Below are 14,011 nucleotides of genomic sequence, written 5' to 3' on the forward strand. Positions count from 1 at the left end.
GAGTGCCCCGCTCATTGCAGGACGCCCACACACCTGCACGAGCGGGTGGACGTACGGCGCGAGGAGGCGCAAACTAGACGGATGGAGATCGAGAGCGCTTCTTCCAGCGGACTCCCGATATGCCCGAGGTGCAGGATCATGCTCATGTGGCCCGTTCGCGAGGGGTGGAGATGCGAGGGCTGCGGAATGGTTCGGCGCGAATCAGGGGAGTGAATGCCGGCCCTCGCGCGCGCTGATCTACGAGAACGAGTGCCGACGATCCGCGAGAACCTCGGACTGGCCGCGGGAGTCTCGCACGACGCATGGTGCCGGGTTGACCTGCTCCGGGATTCGTGACACGATGCTCAGTCCAATCGACTGTGGGGAGGTATTCGATGGGATTCCTGGATGACGCGAAGGAGACCGCCGGAGCGGCCGCGAAGAAGGTCGGTCGCGCGGTAGAGGACGGCGTGGATCGCGCCAAGGACGCACTCGACGAGGCGCAGGCCGAGGCCAAGGTGAAGCAGGCCGAGGCCGAGCGCGACGCGACGAAGGCCCGCAACGAGGCCAAGGAAGAACTGCGCGACGACTAGTCGCGGACCGGCGGGGCGGGGCTGCGCTCCCGCCTCACCGGTCGAGCGAGCGGAACACATAGGCGAACGCGGGCTTCGTGTATGCGATCCCGCGTCCGCTCCGACGGATGCTCTCCGCATTCGGGGAGCCAGAGGCCTTCGGCACGAGATACGTATCCAGACGCTCCGTGTCCAGCCGATATCTCGCATCCCGATGCTGCACCGCGGCGACGAGCTCGAGGGCGGGATCGAGCGCGGCCAGGCTCGCATCCCCGTGGCTCGTATTCGCGAGCAGCAGCCCGCCCGGGGCGAGGTGGCTCGCGCAGTGATCCCACACCGGCCCCGCGTAGAGCGATATCACGAGGTCGAAGTGCTCTGATGGCAGCGGGAGCGGCGGGGTGTAGTCGCGATGCAGGAACTCGACCCGCGCGCACGACGCACGACGCGATCCGAGCTCGGACGCGACAATCCCGGGCGCCGCAAAGAACCTGGCGGCGCGATCGTCCACATCGACGTAGGTCACCGAGTCGATCGCGGTCGACGGCGACAGATCCAGGTAGCACCCCGGGTACAGCGCGTTGCGGATCCCCCACTGCTCGGCCAGCATGGCGAACAGTGGGGAGCGATCGCCGATCGATGAGCGGTAGCTCGACCACGTCTCTTTCGGGCCGCTCATGGGCACCCCCGCCTGGTCCGCCGCCGATGCGCCGGGGATGCGCGCGGATCCGCGCACCCCCGCGATCGCACTACGAACGCTTTCTCAGCAGTGTACTCTCTGCCTCCGCCCTGCTGCGCTTCGCAGCGCGCTTCTCTTTCAGCGTCTGCGCAGCGGGCTTCTTCGCAGCTTTTTGGCCACGGTTCTTTCCGGACATATCAACTCCTCTCGCACTCGGACCGAAGTTCGGAAGGCCGAGCCCGGCATCTCCCACCTCCCACCCTCTCGCGTCGCCTCGGCGACGTCTTCGAGGTCGGCGGCGAGGCGACGGTGCCGTTCGATGAGGACCTCGATACCGAGGTCGCAAGATCCTGTGGAGCGCGCGAGTGCTTCGAGCGCGTCGGCCGTTCTGCGGTCTTTCGCTGCCAGGGAATCCAGCCGTGCAGCAATCGCTACATGTGCCATGACTGCACCATAGCCGAGTTGCACCAGGAAAGCGAATACCTGATGAGCGGTGCATTCCTCTGCACAAGCGGTGGGGCGCGATGGGTGCGGGTCGAGGATCTCGGCGCATCGCAGTCGCCGCCTCGTTTCGCGTCACCGGGAACCGGGGGTGCGAGTCTCGTCGCGCTCGTCGCGCTCGTCGTGCTCGTCGCGCTGGTGCCGACGCTCGTGCCACTCGAGCGCGAACGCCGCGACCGTCCAGGTGACGACGCCGGCGATGATCGCAATGGGCAGGGCGAGCACCAGGACGAAGGCCGTCCGGCTCGACACCGCGGCAACGGCTCCGAAGAACAGCCACATCACGAGCACCGCGATGCCCGCATGGGCTCATGCTACCGCCGTCAGCGGATCGGGCGCCCCGACCGCGGGCCTCTCACGAACGGGCGCATCGACCGCCTCCTCCGCCAGCGCTTCCCGAGGGCCGCGTACCCGATCAGGCAACGGCCGCGACGGCCTCGATCTCGACGAGCTGGTCGTCATATCCGAGGACCGTGACACCGAGGAGCGTACTCGGAACGTCGTGCTCACCGAATGCGTCGCGCACGACCTCCCAGGCGGTGACCAGGTCGGATTGCCGCGACGAGGCGACCAGCACGCGGGTGCTGATGATGTTGTCGATGTCGGCGTCCACCTCGGCGAGCGCGATCTTCATGTTCTCGACGCACTTCGCGGCCTGCGCGGCGAAATCGCCGATTCCGGCGGTCGACCCGTCCTCGTTCAGGGGACAGGATCCGGCCAGGAAGACCAACCGAGCGTCCGCCGGGGCGGTCGCCGCGTAGGCGTACTCGGCAGCATCGGACAACGACGACGAGCGGACAAGGGTGACGATTTTCGACAAGCTCAGACCTTCACTGTGAGAAACGGCTGCAACCCATCCTCCCAGGCGTCTCCTCCGACGTCGATCCCGACCGAGGCGGAGCGAGCACGGGACGAATCCCGAAACGAAGAAATCCCCCGACTCCCTAGTGTCTTCTAGGTGAGTCGGGGGATCTCGGTGGTGGCGGGTGAGGGATTCGAACCCCCGTAGGCAGTGCCAGCTGATTTACAGTCAGCCCCCTTTGGCCGCTCGGGTAACCCGCCATCGGTCATGCGAACACGACCGAGAGACCACATTACCGCTTCGCGCGGCGGAACGGAAATCGGTCCGCGGTGCAGCGACGGTCACGGCCGCGGCGCCGACGGCTAGGCTGCACCGATCCGTCGAAGGACGCCGCGAGTGGCAGAATCGGAGGATGCCACAGCTCCCCGACGACCTCCGGCTGCGCTCCGCGCGCGGGATCGATGACCTCCCGGCGCGCACCCTCTACCGCATCGCCCGCCTGCGCCAGGAGGTCTTCGTGGTGGAGCAGGCCTGCGCCTACCCCGACCTCGACGGCCGCGACCTGGAGCCGACCACCACCCAGATCTGGGCGGAGAACGCGTCTGGAGAGATCGCGGCAACCCTGCGCGTGCTCGACGAGCGCCACCGGGAGCCCGGTCTGCGCAGCGTCGGACGCGTGGTCACCGCTCCGGCCTGGCGCGGACGCGGCGTCGCCGCCGCGCTGCTCGAAGCGGCCATCGCGCAGTGCGCCGGAGGCCCGATCCTCATTCACGCGCAGGCGCACCTCGCGGCCTGGTACGGGCGGTTCGGCTTCGCCGCGTGCGGGGAGGAGTTCCTGGAGGACGGGATCCCGCATCTGCCGATGCGGATCGGCTGACACGGAGCGGCCTCTGCGTCGCCGAGCGGCACGGGCTGGGCGGTTGGGGGCAGGCGGCCTGCTTGTGGATTCTGCGACTCGCTGCGCTCGCGCAGAATGACGGAGAGAACGGACCCTGCGACTCACTGCGCGGGTTTCGACAGGCCCAACCGGAGGGCACACCCGCTCCCAGACTGCGCCCTCGCTACTCCACGAGCTCATCGAGGCCCGGCACGGGCACCGCCAGACCGTGCCGGTGCGCCCGAGCCGACACCGACTGCTCCCGCAGCAGAGTGAGCAGCTCCACCGGACCCGCCATCGTGACGGGCTCGGCCCAGAGCGCGGCGCGATCCAGCCCGCCCATCCACTCCGCGGTGCGCACCGCGTCGCCGCCGATCAGCCGCACCCGCGCGGCGGCGACGCCGTCGGATCCCGTCGGCCCCGACACCGCGAGCCGCTGCATCCAGTCGTCGTCGCGCTCGAGCGACACCTCGATCCCGAGCTGTTCGAGGAACGCGCTCAGCTCGCCCGGCAGCACCTCGCCCGTCGATACCGAGACAGGAGCGCGCACCAGCAGTGCGGCGGCCAGCACCCGCACCAGCGCGACGACCCGGGCACCCTCGGCGAGCCGCACCTGGGTGGCAACCGGCAGGTACCGGATCACGTTCCGCTCGATCCCGAGGCCGATGGTGTCGCGGGCGACGCCGAACGAGGTGCGCCAGACCAGCGCATCGGCGAGCGCCGCGCGACGCACCTCGTCGAAATCCTCGTAGTGGAGCACGGAACGCGCCGCCTCGACGAGCAGGCGCACCTCCGGGTCGAGCCCGCGCAGATGCAGCGTCTCGCTGCGCGTCCCGGAGCGCAGCTGCCACGATCCGAGCGGCACGAGTCGGTTCGGCCCGCCGCTCAGCGCCGCCAGGCCCATCGCGGCATCGTTCCAGCCGCCGCTCGGCTGCCGTTCGATGCGCGCGGCCGTCGTGGGGCGGTTCACGGCCAGCGCGGCCGCTTCGACGCGATGCAGCCACGCGAGGATCTCGTCCGCGTCGTTCGACTGCAGCCCCGCGACGGCGCCGCTGCCCGGCCCGTTCTGCATGGAGATCGCCTCGCCGAGGGTGCGGGCGTGCGCGATGCCGATCACGGGAACGCCGCGGGCGTCGTCCCAGAAGGTCGAATCGGCGGCAACGCCGGCTCGCAGGCCCGGCGACCACACGAGGCCCGCCGCGTCGAGCGGCCGCGGTTGCACCAACCACTCCTCGCCGCGCCCCAGCTCGGTGAGGGCGCGCATCCCCGCCGCGTCGGGAGGCGCGGGCAGCGGGCCGAGGTCGAATGCGAGGGGATCCGCCCCCTCCGGCCTGGCCGTGTCGCCGACGCGCAGCGCCCGCACGGCGTCGGCGAGCGCGTCGCGGAAACGCCGCGATCGCGCCGTGCTGCCCAGGAGGATCACGGCGTGCGCCGCGCGAGCGTGCGTGCCGGCCGCGCGCAACGCCGAGGCCACGATGTCCTCGACGGCACGGTCGAGGTCGGCGGCCGGAGTGACGAGCACCGCGCCGCGCGCATGGAAGCGCCCTTCGACGCGCAGGTCGGGGCGCCGGCGCGCGAGCTCGCGCGCTTCGGCCCGATCTCCGAGCACGACGGCCCGACCGATCTCGGGACTGGCGGCGAGCTCGGCCAGCGTGCGACCTACGGCGACGGCCTCGAGCCGCACGGCGCCCGGCAGGAGCCCGCCCGCGTGCCACTCGTCGAGCAGCGCGGCGGCCGAGCGGCGCAGGCGCTGCGGCACCGACCACAGCACGCCGCTCCCGGCTCCGAGCGCCGCCATCACCGCCTCGGCCTGCACCGAAAGCGAGGTGAGACCGTCGGCCGCCACCAGCACCAGGCCCTGGGGCTCGAAGCTCGCGCCGCGCACGGCCGCGAGCCCCTCGGCGAGCTGCCCGCAGTAGCGCGCCGCGTCGACGATGTCATCGATCTCGGCGTCGAGCTCGGCCGCGGGTGCGCCGGTGTCCCCGGCGAGCGCCTGGAGGAGACGATCACGTGCGGCCGCGACGCCAAGCCCGGCGCGGCGCAGACGAGACGCCCGAGCGGCGTGCGGCAGATCCGCCCAGCGCAGCGCCGCCTCGTGCGCCTCGCGAGTGGCGTATGCGGGGTCGAGATCGGCCGCCGAGAGGGCGACGGTGTCGTTGGCCGTGTCCACCCCCGCCACCGTCTCGGCGGCGTCGGCGAGCAGCTCCCTGGCCCAGGCGCGATTGGCGGCTGAGCTCGCATCGGTCTCGGGCTCGTTCGCGAACCCAGACCGCGAGACGACCGGGATGGCGCGCGTCGGCGCGAACTCCTCGAGGCGCAGCTCACCCGTCGCACCCCGCGTGAGTCCGAGCACCGCCGCGGTAAGGCCGCCGGTGTCGAGCCGAGCGGGCTCGTCGGGCTCGCGGTAGAAAAGCGCGCTGTCGCGCTCGCTCGGATTCCACTCGCGCGCCCGGTGCTGCGTGCGGTGCGGCGCCGGAGCCGGCTCCGCGGCCAGTTCGGCGGCCGCTCGGAACACCTCCCGCTCCGCCTGCAACTCCGGCGCGGCGCCGTGATCGGGATCCCCCACCACTGCCGCGAATCGGGACATCGCTGACTGCGGGTCGGCCGCCTCGGCCACCAGCCCCACGAGCAGATCCACGGCCCCGGAAAACTCCTTCGGCGCGATCACGGGAACCGCGATCCGAACTTCAGCGACGAGCCCGGAGACCGTCTCGGCCAGGCCGGCAGCGACACCAGCGCGCAGCTGCACGGAGCAGAGCGCGGCGGCATCGAGATGCTCGGCCAGCGCGGCGACGGCACCGAGCACGAGCAGATCCTCGGACGCGATCACGGGACGCAGCGTCGCGGCCCGAGCCGGGTGGAGCGCGAGCTCGATCAGGCGCAGCAGCTGGGCCAGCACCTCGCGGCGCTCTTCGAGCACGGGCACCGCCAACCCGCTCTGCAGGGACGCGATGCGCTCGGCCCCCGCCACGCCGGCGACGCCGATCACCACTTCGGCGGGCGCCCCTCCGTCGGCGACGCGCCGCTGCGCCCAGCGGCTCAGGCGGTCGTAGTGCTGGCGCGACTCGGGCAGTTCGGCCATCAGCCGCACCCCGACGCGCGCCCGGTCGAGCGAGGCGTCGATGAGGGCCCGCACGACGAGATCGGGCAGCAGGCGCGCCCAGCGCACGCTGCGCGACTCGAGGTGCACGGTGGTGTCGTGCGCGATGGCGGCCTCGAGCACGGGACGGAGCGCTTGGGCGGCCCGCGCGACATCGTCGTCCGCCGACCAGTCGCTGCCGCCCGGCGCGAGACGGGCGGGGTCGACCACGAGGTGCGTCACCGTCGGCACCGCGGCGAGCGCCACCAGCCGAGCGGTCTCCGCCTCAGCGCCGGCGGGCCCGTGCACGGGCTCTCCCAGCGGCACGGTGACGGGGACAAAGCCGGCCTCGACGTGGCGGCGCAGCGTCTCCGTGAGCCGGCTGAGCCGACCGGGTGCGGCTGTCTCCGTCGGCAGTCGCGCCGCGAGCACGAGCTTCGACACGCGGTCGCGCAGCCAGCGACGCGCGACGGGCATCACCGCCCACGGCAGGCCGAGCGACGCGATGCCGCCGGCGCGCACGGCGAGCCTGTCCTTTGCGGGCAGCGAGCGCGGCACTTCCTGCGCCATCTCGTGCAGCCCGACGGCCGAGGCCACCGCGTCCTCGGTGCCCGCGACGAGCTCGAGGAGGCGCCGGGTGAACTCGAACGTCTCGGAATCACCCCGCCCCAGCAGCTCTCGCCCGGCCGCATCCACGGCGTCCGGTCGCTCGCGCAGCGCGACGACCCACTCGGCGACGCGAGTTTCGGCGCGGTCTGCGACCGCACCCCAGAGCGCGGCCTGGTCCACGGGTTCAGCAGCCATGCGCCCACTGTATGCCGCCCCGCCGACATTCTCGGGGATGCGCGCCGCCGCGTCCTCTTCGCCGCTTCGCCCTGCAGCACGTATTCGCCCGGCCGCACCCGGTGGACCGATCCAGTCGGCGTTCTCCCGCAAATCGGTGCAGTTGGGTGCAGGCGAGAGAGCACCCCCGCCAGCCGAGCAGCGCGCCGCCGCGCGCGGAAGGGCGGCGAGGATCCCGGAGGATCCCCGCCGCCCTGAGCGAGCTGCGCGCCGGCGCCCTACGCGAGCTGCGCGCCGGCGCCTACGCGAGCAGCGCGCGGTCGTCGAAGCTCGCGCCCTTGATCTTCGCGAACTCGGCGAGCAGCAGCGGCACCGTGAGCTTCTTCTTCTCCTCGGCGGATGCCTGGAACACGATGCGGCCCTCGTGCATCATGATGAGGCGGTTGCCCAGCTTGAGCGCCTGCTCCATGTTGTGCGTCACCATGAGCGTGGTCAGGCCGCCCGAGGAGACGATGCGCTCGGTGAGGTCGGTCACGAGCGCCGCGCGCTGCGGGTCGAGCGCGGCCGTGTGCTCGTCGAGCAGCAGGATGCGCGGCTGCGTGAAGCCCGCCATGAGCAGCGACAGCGCCTGGCGCTGCCCGCCCGAGAGCAGGCCCACCTTCGCGGTGAGGCGGTTCTCGAGGCCCAGCTCGAGCGACTTGAGCTCCTCGACGAAGCGCGCGCGACGCGACTTCGTCACGCCCAGACCGAGGCCGCGCGTCTTCCCGCGCTGCAGTGCGAGCGACAGGTTCTGCTCGATCGTCAGATCGGGCGCGGTGCCCGCCATCGGATCCTGGAAGACGCGGCCCACGTAGCGGGCGCGCTGGAACTCCTTGAGCTTCGTGACCGGCTTGCCGTCGATCGACAGCGAGCCGGTGTCGACGGAGTAGCGACCCGCGACGGTGTTGAGCAGCGTCGACTTGCCGGCGCCGTTCGATCCGATCACGGTGACGAAGTCTCCCTCGTCGAGCTGCAGACTCAGGTCGACCAGCGCCTTGCGCTCGTTGATGGTGCCCGCGAAGAAGGTCTTGGAGATGCGGTCGATGTTCAGCATGGTGCTCCTACCTCTCCGCCGCCGGGACGGTGACGCCGGTGGTCGCCGAGGCGACCGCATCGGGTTCCGGATCCTTGGGTCTGCGGTTGCCGCGATCCCGCAGCGACGGAATCTTCTTCAGGAACCCCCAGCGCGGCAGCAGCAGGGCGAGCACCACGAGGATCGCTGTGATGGCGCGCATGTCGTTCGGGTTGAGCCCGACCGAGAGGGCGAAGAAGATGATGAGGCGGTAGAGGATCGATCCCACGATCACCGCGAGGCTCGCCATGAAGAGGGTGCGCTGGCCGAGCACCGCCTGGCCGAGGATCACCGAGGCCAGGCCGATGAGGATCACGCCGATGCCCATACTGATGTCGGCGAAGCCCTGATACTGCGCCACGAGCGCGCCGGCGAGGGCGACGAGGCCGTTCGAGATCGCGAGGGTGAGGATCTTCGTGCCGTCGGTGTTGACGCCGAAGCTGCGGATCATCTGCTCGTTGTTGCCCGTGGCCTGGATCGCGAGCCCCAGGTCGGTCGACAGGAACCAGTCGACGACCAGCTTCAGCGCGAACACCAGCACCGCGAAGATGAGCACCGCGATCCACGTCTTGCCGATCCAGCCCGCATCGCGCAGCGGGCTCATCAGCGTCTCCTCCCGCAGGAGCGGCGTATTCGCCTTGCCCATGATCCTCAGATTGATCGACCACAGCGCGATCATGGTGAGGATGCCCGCGAGCAGGCCGTCGATCTTGCCCTTGGTGTGCAGCAGACCGGTGATCACGCCCGCGACGACGCCGGCACCCGTGCCCGCGAGCGTGGCCACCAGCGGGTTCTGCCCGGCGGTGATGAGCGCGGCGGCGACCGCTGCGCCCGTGGTGAGGCTGCCGTCGACCGTGAGGTCGGGGAAGTTGAGCACGCGGAACGTGAGGTACACGCCCAGCGCCATGACTCCGTAGAGGAGTCCGAGTTCGAGAGCCCCGATCATGGGTTACTCGATCACGTTCGCGGCGCGGTCGAGCATCTCCTGCGGCAGTTCGAAGCCGAAGCGCTCGGCGGCGGCCGGGTTGACGGTCATCTCGAACTCGCCCTGGGTCTCGACCGCCATGGTCGCGGGATCGGCGCCCTCGAGCACGCGCACGGCCATCTCGCCCGTCTGGTAGCCCAGCTGCTCGTAGTCGATGCCGAGGGTGGCGGCGGCACCGCCCTCGACGTGCTGCGCGTCGGAGCCGATCACGAGGATGCCCCGCTCCTCGGCGACGGAGATGATCGAGCCGAGGCCGGAGACGACGAGGTTGTCGCTCGGGGTGTAGATCGCGTCGACGTCGCCGAGCGCCTCGGTGGCCTGCTTCAGCTCGCCCGCGTTGGTCACGGTCTGCTCGACGACCTCCATGCCCTCGGCCGCGGCGGCCTCGCGGGCGAGCTCGACCTGCACCTCGGAGTTCACCTCGCCCGAGCTGTAGACGATCCCGAGCTTCTTGGCGCCGGGATCGATCTCCGTGACGAGGGCGATCTGCTCGGCGACGGGGCTCATGTCGCTCGTGCCGGTGACGTTGCTGCCCGGGGCCTCGTTCGATTCGACGATGTCGGCCGCCACCGGGTCGGTGACGGCGGTGAAGAGCACCGGCACATCGGTGATGTTCTGCATGGCGGCCTGCGCCGACGGGGTGGCGACCGCGAGCACGAGGTCGAGGTCGTCGCCCGCGAAGGTCTGCGCGATCGTGGTCGCCGTGGGCACCTCGCCGTTGGCGTTCTGCTCGGTGAACTCGACCGTCTCGCCCTCGACGTAGCCGGCATCTGCGAACGCCTGCTTGAAGCCCGCCACGGCCGCGTCGAGCGGCGGCGCCTGCACGAACTGGCTGATGCCGACCGAGACGCTGTCCGATTCCGAACCGGCGTCGCTGCCGTCGGAGGAGCAGGCGCTCAGTGCGAGCGCAGCGGTTGCGGCCAGGCCGGCGAAGGCGAGCGCCTTGCCGCGGATGCTGGTGACTGCCATGGGTCTTCCTCACTCGAGTGTGATGGTGCCTCGGGCGGGACTGCGCCGAGGAGTGTGGTGGAACTCGCGGCGCCGGGGGACCGCGCCGTCCGGTGCCCGATCGTAGTCACGGGCCTCTCAATAGTAAACCTGCCACAGATTATCTAGACACATGAGACATCTGGACCGGTGATTCTCGGCTGAAGCTATACAAGCTGCATAGCGTCGCGGCCGATCCTCCGGTCACCCTGCGCGCAGGCCGAACGGGAGGATCCCGCGCCGAAACGCGCGGATCGCGCGATTCACTCCGACCCCGTCATCCTGCGCGAGGAACGAGTCGCAGGATCCATCTCGCGGCCCGACCTGCAGCGGTGGATCCTGCGACTTCGCGCAGGACGACAGGCCAGGCCGCGCAGGATGACAGGCCGGGCCGCGCAGGATGACAGGCCGGGCCGCGCAGGATGACAGGCCGGGCCGCGCAGGACGACAGGCCGGATCGCGCAGGACGACAGGCCGGGCCGCGCAGGACGACAGGCCAGGCCGCGCAGGACGACAGGCCGGGCCGCGCAGGATGACAGGCCGGATCGCTCAGGCGAGGCCGGATCGCTCAGGCGAGGCCGGCGATCACGTCGAGCACGGCGTCGTTCTCCTCGGGCGTGCCGATCGAGACGCGCACGCCCTCGCCCGCGAAGCAGCGCACCGAGATCCCCCGCGCCTCGAACGCCGCCGCGATCCGCGCGCTCTCGGCCCCGGCGGTCATCCACACGAAGTTCGCCTGCGAGGGCGCGAATCCGAGCCCCGCTGCCGCGAGCGCCTCGCACACCCGCTGCCGCTCCCGGGTCATCTCATCGATGCGCAGCTGCAGCTCGGCCTCGGCCTCGAGCGACGCCAGTGCGGCCTCCTGCGCGAGACGAGACACCGCGAACGGGATCGCCGCCTTGCGCAGCGCCTCGGCCACCTCGCGCGATGCGATCGCGTACCCGATGCGCAGGCCCGCGAGCCCGTAGGCCTTCGAGAAGGTGTGCAGCACCGCCACATTGGAATGGCGACGGAAGGCCTCGATGCCACTCGGCGAATCGGGATCCCGATCGAAGTGCACGTAGGCCTCGTCGATGACCACGAGCACGTGCTGCGGCACCTCCGCGAGGAAGGCCTCGAGCTCGGCCGCCGTCACGACGGTTCCCGTGGGGTTGTTGGGATTGCAGACGAAGACGAGGCGCGTGCGCTCGGTGATCGCGGCGGCCATGGCCGGGAGATCGTGGCGCGCCGCCGCATCGAGCGGCACCTCGACCGGCACCGCCCCGGCCACGCGGGTGAGGATCGGGTACGCCTCGAAGGATCGCCACGCGTACAGCACTTCGTCTCCGGGGGCGGTGAGGGCGTGGATCAGCTGCGCGGCCACCTCGACGGATCCCGCGCCCAGCACCAGGTTCTCGGGCGAGACCCCGAAGCGTGCGGCGAGCACGGCGGTCACCTCCGGAGCGGCGATGCTCGGGTACCGTGCGATCGCCGCGGGAAGTATCTCTGCCAGACGGCGCTCGACCGCGGGGAGCGGGGGGTAGGGGTTCTCGTTGGAGGAGAGCTTGATGCTGCGCCCGTCCGGGCCGACCGGCGCCGGCTTGCCCGCCCGGTACGCGGCGATCTGCTCGAGGCCGGGACGGAACGTCTGCGCGGCCCGAGCCGCTTCCGTCGTCTGCTGCGCGTGCGGCGTCATCGACACCCACCTTCCACTCTGGAGTCTGACGCGCGCCACTCTAGAGAGCCGCGGGCCTCGCTCGCAATCAGTACACAATCAACACGGCAACATGCTCACTTCGTATAGCACTCTCGTGATCTTTCAGTACAATCTGCCTAGAGGAATGCCGGTGTCAAGGAGGACGTATGAGCATCGATCGACTGGACGCACGGCTCATCACGCTCGTCAGCGAGCAGTCGGGCATCTCGGTGGTCGAGTGCGCCAGACGGCTCGGGGTCGCGCGCGCCACCGCCCAGGGCAGGCTCGACCGCCTGCGCCGATCCGGCGTCATCGCCTCGGAGGCGCCGAGCATCGATCCCGCAGCGCTGGGGTATCCGCTGCGCACCTTCTGCACCATTCAGATCCGGCAGTCGATCGGCCACCAGCGGGTCGCCGAAGGGCTGACGCTGATTCCGGAGCTGCTGGAACTGCACACCATCACGGGCGACGCCGACATGATGGCGACCATCGTCACGCGCTCCACGAACGACCTGCAGCGCGTGCTCGACCTCATGTCGAACACCGAGGGCGTGGCCCGCGTCTCCACCCGCCTCGCGCTTGAGAGCCACTTCAGGAACCGCACCCTGCCGCTCGTGCAGTCCGCCGTGGCCGGGGAGGCGGATCCGGCCCCGCAGCAGCGCGCATGACCCGATGCCGACCACCAGCGGCCGGCTCGGCCGGGCGCGCCCGCACCCCGCTTCCGTCCCCAAACACTCAGGAGTCCCCGTGATCGAGCACTTCGACCGGATCGTCATCGGCGGCGGCGCAATGGGCCTCGCCACCACCTGGCAGCTCGCGAGCCGCGGGCTGCGCGTGCTGCTGCTCGAGCGGTTCAGCCCCGGCCACGACCGCGGCGCCTCGCACGGCGCCACCCGCAACATGAACAACGCCTACGCGGAGGACCACTACCTCGACCTCTACGACGAGGCGCTGCGGCTGTGGCGCGAGCTCGAGGCGGAGTCGGGCCGGCAGCTGCTGACGCTGAACGGCCTGGTCACGCACGGCGATCCCGCGCGGGTGCGCGCCGCGCACGACTCCCTCGCGGCGCGCGGAGCGGCGATCGAGCTGATCACCCCGGACGAGGCCGCGATGCGGTGGCCCGGCATGCGCTTCGAGGGCGATGTGCTCGTGAATCGCGACGCCGGCCGGATCCACGCCGCCGACGCCCTCGAGGTGCTCGACGCGCTCTCGCGGGAGCGCGGGGCCGAGCTGCGCTACGGGCACCGGGTGCTCGCGATCGATCCGGGCCCGGATCGCGTCACCGCGACCGTCGAGACGCCCGCGGGAGACGTCGCGGCCTGCACGGCCGAGGGCGTCGTGGTGACCGCGGGCGCCTGGACCTCGCAGCTGCTCGACGGGCTCGTGGACCTGCCGCCGCTGCGCGTCACCGAGGAGCACCCGGCGCACTTCGCCGTGCGCCCGGAGTTCGCGTCGGCCGCCTGGCCCTCGTTCAACCACTTCCAGCCCGAGGTGCGCCGCACCGGATACCGCGGCAATCTCTACGGCATGCTCACCCCGGGCGAGGGCATCAAGGTGGGCTTCCACGCCACGGGAGACGAGGTGGATCCGGACCGCCGCAGCTTCCGAGCCTCCGACGTGGCGCGCGCGCAGCTGCGGGAGCACGTGGCGCACTGGTTCCCCGGTCTCGATCCCGACTCCGCGGCCGAGATCAGCTGCACCTACACCCTGACGCCCTCGGAACGGTTCGTGCTCGACACGCGCGGCCGCATCACCGTCGGCGCCGGATTCTCTGGCCAGGGCTTCAAGTTCGTGCCCGCCATCGGCCGCGTGCTGGCCGACGCGACGCTCGGCGCCGCGCGACCGCCCGAGGCGTTCCGGCTCGACGCGCACGGTGTGCGCGGTGTGCACGGTGTGCACGACGTGCACGGCGTGCGGTGAGGCGGGCGTGCTCACCGTTCGTGCAGGAGATCACCGCTCGTGCAGGAGCGATTTCACGACTTCG

General features: G+C 71.1%; 13 protein-coding genes and 1 tRNA gene. 4 read left to right on the forward strand and 10 right to left on the reverse strand.

Annotated features, from left to right (window positions below; genetic code table 11):
* Window positions 1–374: 374 nt before the first annotated feature.
* Window positions 375–572, forward strand: coding sequence for a hypothetical protein (locus EVS81_RS08145; protein WP_130109940.1), 198 nt, complete (start codon window positions 375–377; stop codon window positions 570–572).
* A 34-nt stretch (window positions 573–606) separates the two neighbouring features.
* Here EVS81_RS08145 and EVS81_RS08150 read toward each other — a convergent pair whose 3' ends face one another.
* From EVS81_RS08150 to EVS81_RS08165, 5 genes are all read right to left on the reverse strand, one after another.
* The gene (locus tag EVS81_RS08150; protein WP_130109941.1) at window positions 607–1,227 is read right to left on the reverse strand and encodes a class I SAM-dependent methyltransferase; all 621 of its coding nucleotides are present in this window, start codon (window positions 1,225–1,227) and stop codon (window positions 607–609) included.
* Between the two features lie 138 nt (window positions 1,228–1,365).
* Entirely contained in the window at window positions 1,366–1,671 is a 306-nt protein-coding gene (locus EVS81_RS15780) for a hypothetical protein (protein ID WP_165384215.1), read from the reverse strand.
* A 132-nt stretch (window positions 1,672–1,803) separates the two neighbouring features.
* Entirely contained in the window at window positions 1,804–2,010 is a 207-nt protein-coding gene (locus EVS81_RS08155; RefSeq protein ID WP_130109942.1) for a hypothetical protein, read from the reverse strand.
* Window positions 2,011–2,143: 133 nt separating this feature from the next.
* Window positions 2,144–2,548 (reverse strand): RidA family protein, encoded by a 405-nt coding sequence (locus EVS81_RS08160; RefSeq protein WP_130109943.1) that lies wholly within the window; start codon window positions 2,546–2,548, stop codon window positions 2,144–2,146.
* Window positions 2,549–2,705: 157 nt separating this feature from the next.
* Window positions 2,706–2,790: transfer RNA gene (locus EVS81_RS08165), tRNA-Tyr, on the reverse strand.
* A gap of 152 nt (window positions 2,791–2,942) precedes the next feature.
* Here EVS81_RS08165 and EVS81_RS08170 point away from each other — a divergent pair.
* Window positions 2,943–3,407 carry a GNAT family N-acetyltransferase gene (locus tag EVS81_RS08170; RefSeq protein WP_130109944.1) on the forward strand — a complete coding sequence of 155 codons (465 nt, stop codon included), beginning with the start codon at window positions 2,943–2,945 and terminating at the stop codon, window positions 3,405–3,407.
* Between the two features lie 184 nt (window positions 3,408–3,591).
* On the opposite strand, the gene EVS81_RS08175 is transcribed toward EVS81_RS08170, so the two are convergent.
* The 5 genes from EVS81_RS08175 to hisC all read right to left on the reverse strand — a co-directional run bounded on the left by EVS81_RS08175 (window position 3,592) and on the right by hisC (window position 12,027).
* Window positions 3,592–7,290, reverse strand: a complete 3,699-nt coding sequence (locus tag EVS81_RS08175) for an aldehyde dehydrogenase family protein (RefSeq protein ID WP_130109945.1) — start codon at window positions 7,288–7,290, stop codon at window positions 3,592–3,594.
* 280 nt (window positions 7,291–7,570) lie between these two features.
* Entirely contained in the window at window positions 7,571–8,362 is a 792-nt protein-coding gene (locus tag EVS81_RS08180; RefSeq protein WP_130109946.1) for an ABC transporter ATP-binding protein, read from the reverse strand.
* Window positions 8,363–8,369: 7 nt separating this feature from the next.
* Window positions 8,370–9,326, reverse strand: a complete 957-nt coding sequence (locus EVS81_RS08185; protein WP_130109947.1) for an ABC transporter permease — start codon at window positions 9,324–9,326, stop codon at window positions 8,370–8,372.
* Window positions 9,327–9,329: 3 nt separating this feature from the next.
* Entirely contained in the window at window positions 9,330–10,334 is a 1,005-nt protein-coding gene (locus EVS81_RS08190; RefSeq protein WP_130109948.1) for an ABC transporter substrate-binding protein, read from the reverse strand.
* A gap of 586 nt (window positions 10,335–10,920) precedes the next feature.
* The gene (hisC, locus tag EVS81_RS08195; RefSeq protein ID WP_130109949.1) at window positions 10,921–12,027 is read right to left on the reverse strand and encodes a histidinol-phosphate transaminase; all 1,107 of its coding nucleotides are present in this window, start codon (window positions 12,025–12,027) and stop codon (window positions 10,921–10,923) included.
* Window positions 12,028–12,194: 167 nt separating this feature from the next.
* On the opposite strand from hisC, the gene EVS81_RS08200 reads away from it, so the two are divergent.
* Window positions 12,195–12,695: an Lrp/AsnC family transcriptional regulator gene (locus EVS81_RS08200; protein ID WP_130109950.1), complete on the forward strand. Its 501-nt coding sequence runs from the start codon at window positions 12,195–12,197 to the stop codon at window positions 12,693–12,695.
* A 79-nt stretch (window positions 12,696–12,774) separates the two neighbouring features.
* Window positions 12,775–13,947 (forward strand): FAD-dependent oxidoreductase, encoded by a 1,173-nt coding sequence (locus tag EVS81_RS08205; RefSeq protein WP_240739782.1) that lies wholly within the window; start codon window positions 12,775–12,777, stop codon window positions 13,945–13,947.
* Window positions 13,948–14,011: the final 64 nt, after the last annotated feature.

The sequence above is a fragment of the Leucobacter triazinivorans genome (assembly GCF_004208635.1).
Classification (GTDB): Bacteria; Actinomycetota; Actinomycetes; order Actinomycetales; family Microbacteriaceae; genus Leucobacter; species Leucobacter triazinivorans.

Excerpts from the sequence above, each read along its gene's own strand:
- EVS81_RS08175 (WP_130109945.1), bottom strand. The coding sequence starts at position 7,290 with ATGGCTGCTGAACCCGTGGACCAGGCCGCGCTCTGGGGTGCGGTCGCA.
- EVS81_RS08155 (WP_130109942.1), bottom strand. The coding sequence starts at position 2,010 with ATGTGGCTGTTCTTCGGAGCCGTTGCCGCGGTGTCGAGCCGGACGGCC.
- EVS81_RS08190 (WP_130109948.1), bottom strand. The coding sequence starts at position 10,334 with ATGGCAGTCACCAGCATCCGCGGCAAGGCGCTCGCCTTCGCCGGCCTG.
- EVS81_RS08180 (WP_130109946.1), bottom strand. The coding sequence starts at position 8,362 with ATGCTGAACATCGACCGCATCTCCAAGACCTTCTTCGCGGGCACCATC.
- EVS81_RS08150 (WP_130109941.1), bottom strand. The coding sequence starts at position 1,227 with ATGAGCGGCCCGAAAGAGACGTGGTCGAGCTACCGCTCATCGATCGGC.
- EVS81_RS15780 (WP_165384215.1), bottom strand. The coding sequence starts at position 1,671 with ATGGCACATGTAGCGATTGCTGCACGGCTGGATTCCCTGGCAGCGAAA.
- EVS81_RS08145 (WP_130109940.1), top strand. The coding sequence starts at position 375 with ATGGGATTCCTGGATGACGCGAAGGAGACCGCCGGAGCGGCCGCGAAG.
- EVS81_RS08200 (WP_130109950.1), top strand. The coding sequence starts at position 12,195 with ATGAGCATCGATCGACTGGACGCACGGCTCATCACGCTCGTCAGCGAG.
- EVS81_RS08170 (WP_130109944.1), top strand. The coding sequence starts at position 2,943 with ATGCCACAGCTCCCCGACGACCTCCGGCTGCGCTCCGCGCGCGGGATC.
- hisC (WP_130109949.1), bottom strand. The coding sequence starts at position 12,027 with ATGACGCCGCACGCGCAGCAGACGACGGAAGCGGCTCGGGCCGCGCAG.
- EVS81_RS08185 (WP_130109947.1), bottom strand. The coding sequence starts at position 9,326 with ATGATCGGGGCTCTCGAACTCGGACTCCTCTACGGAGTCATGGCGCTG.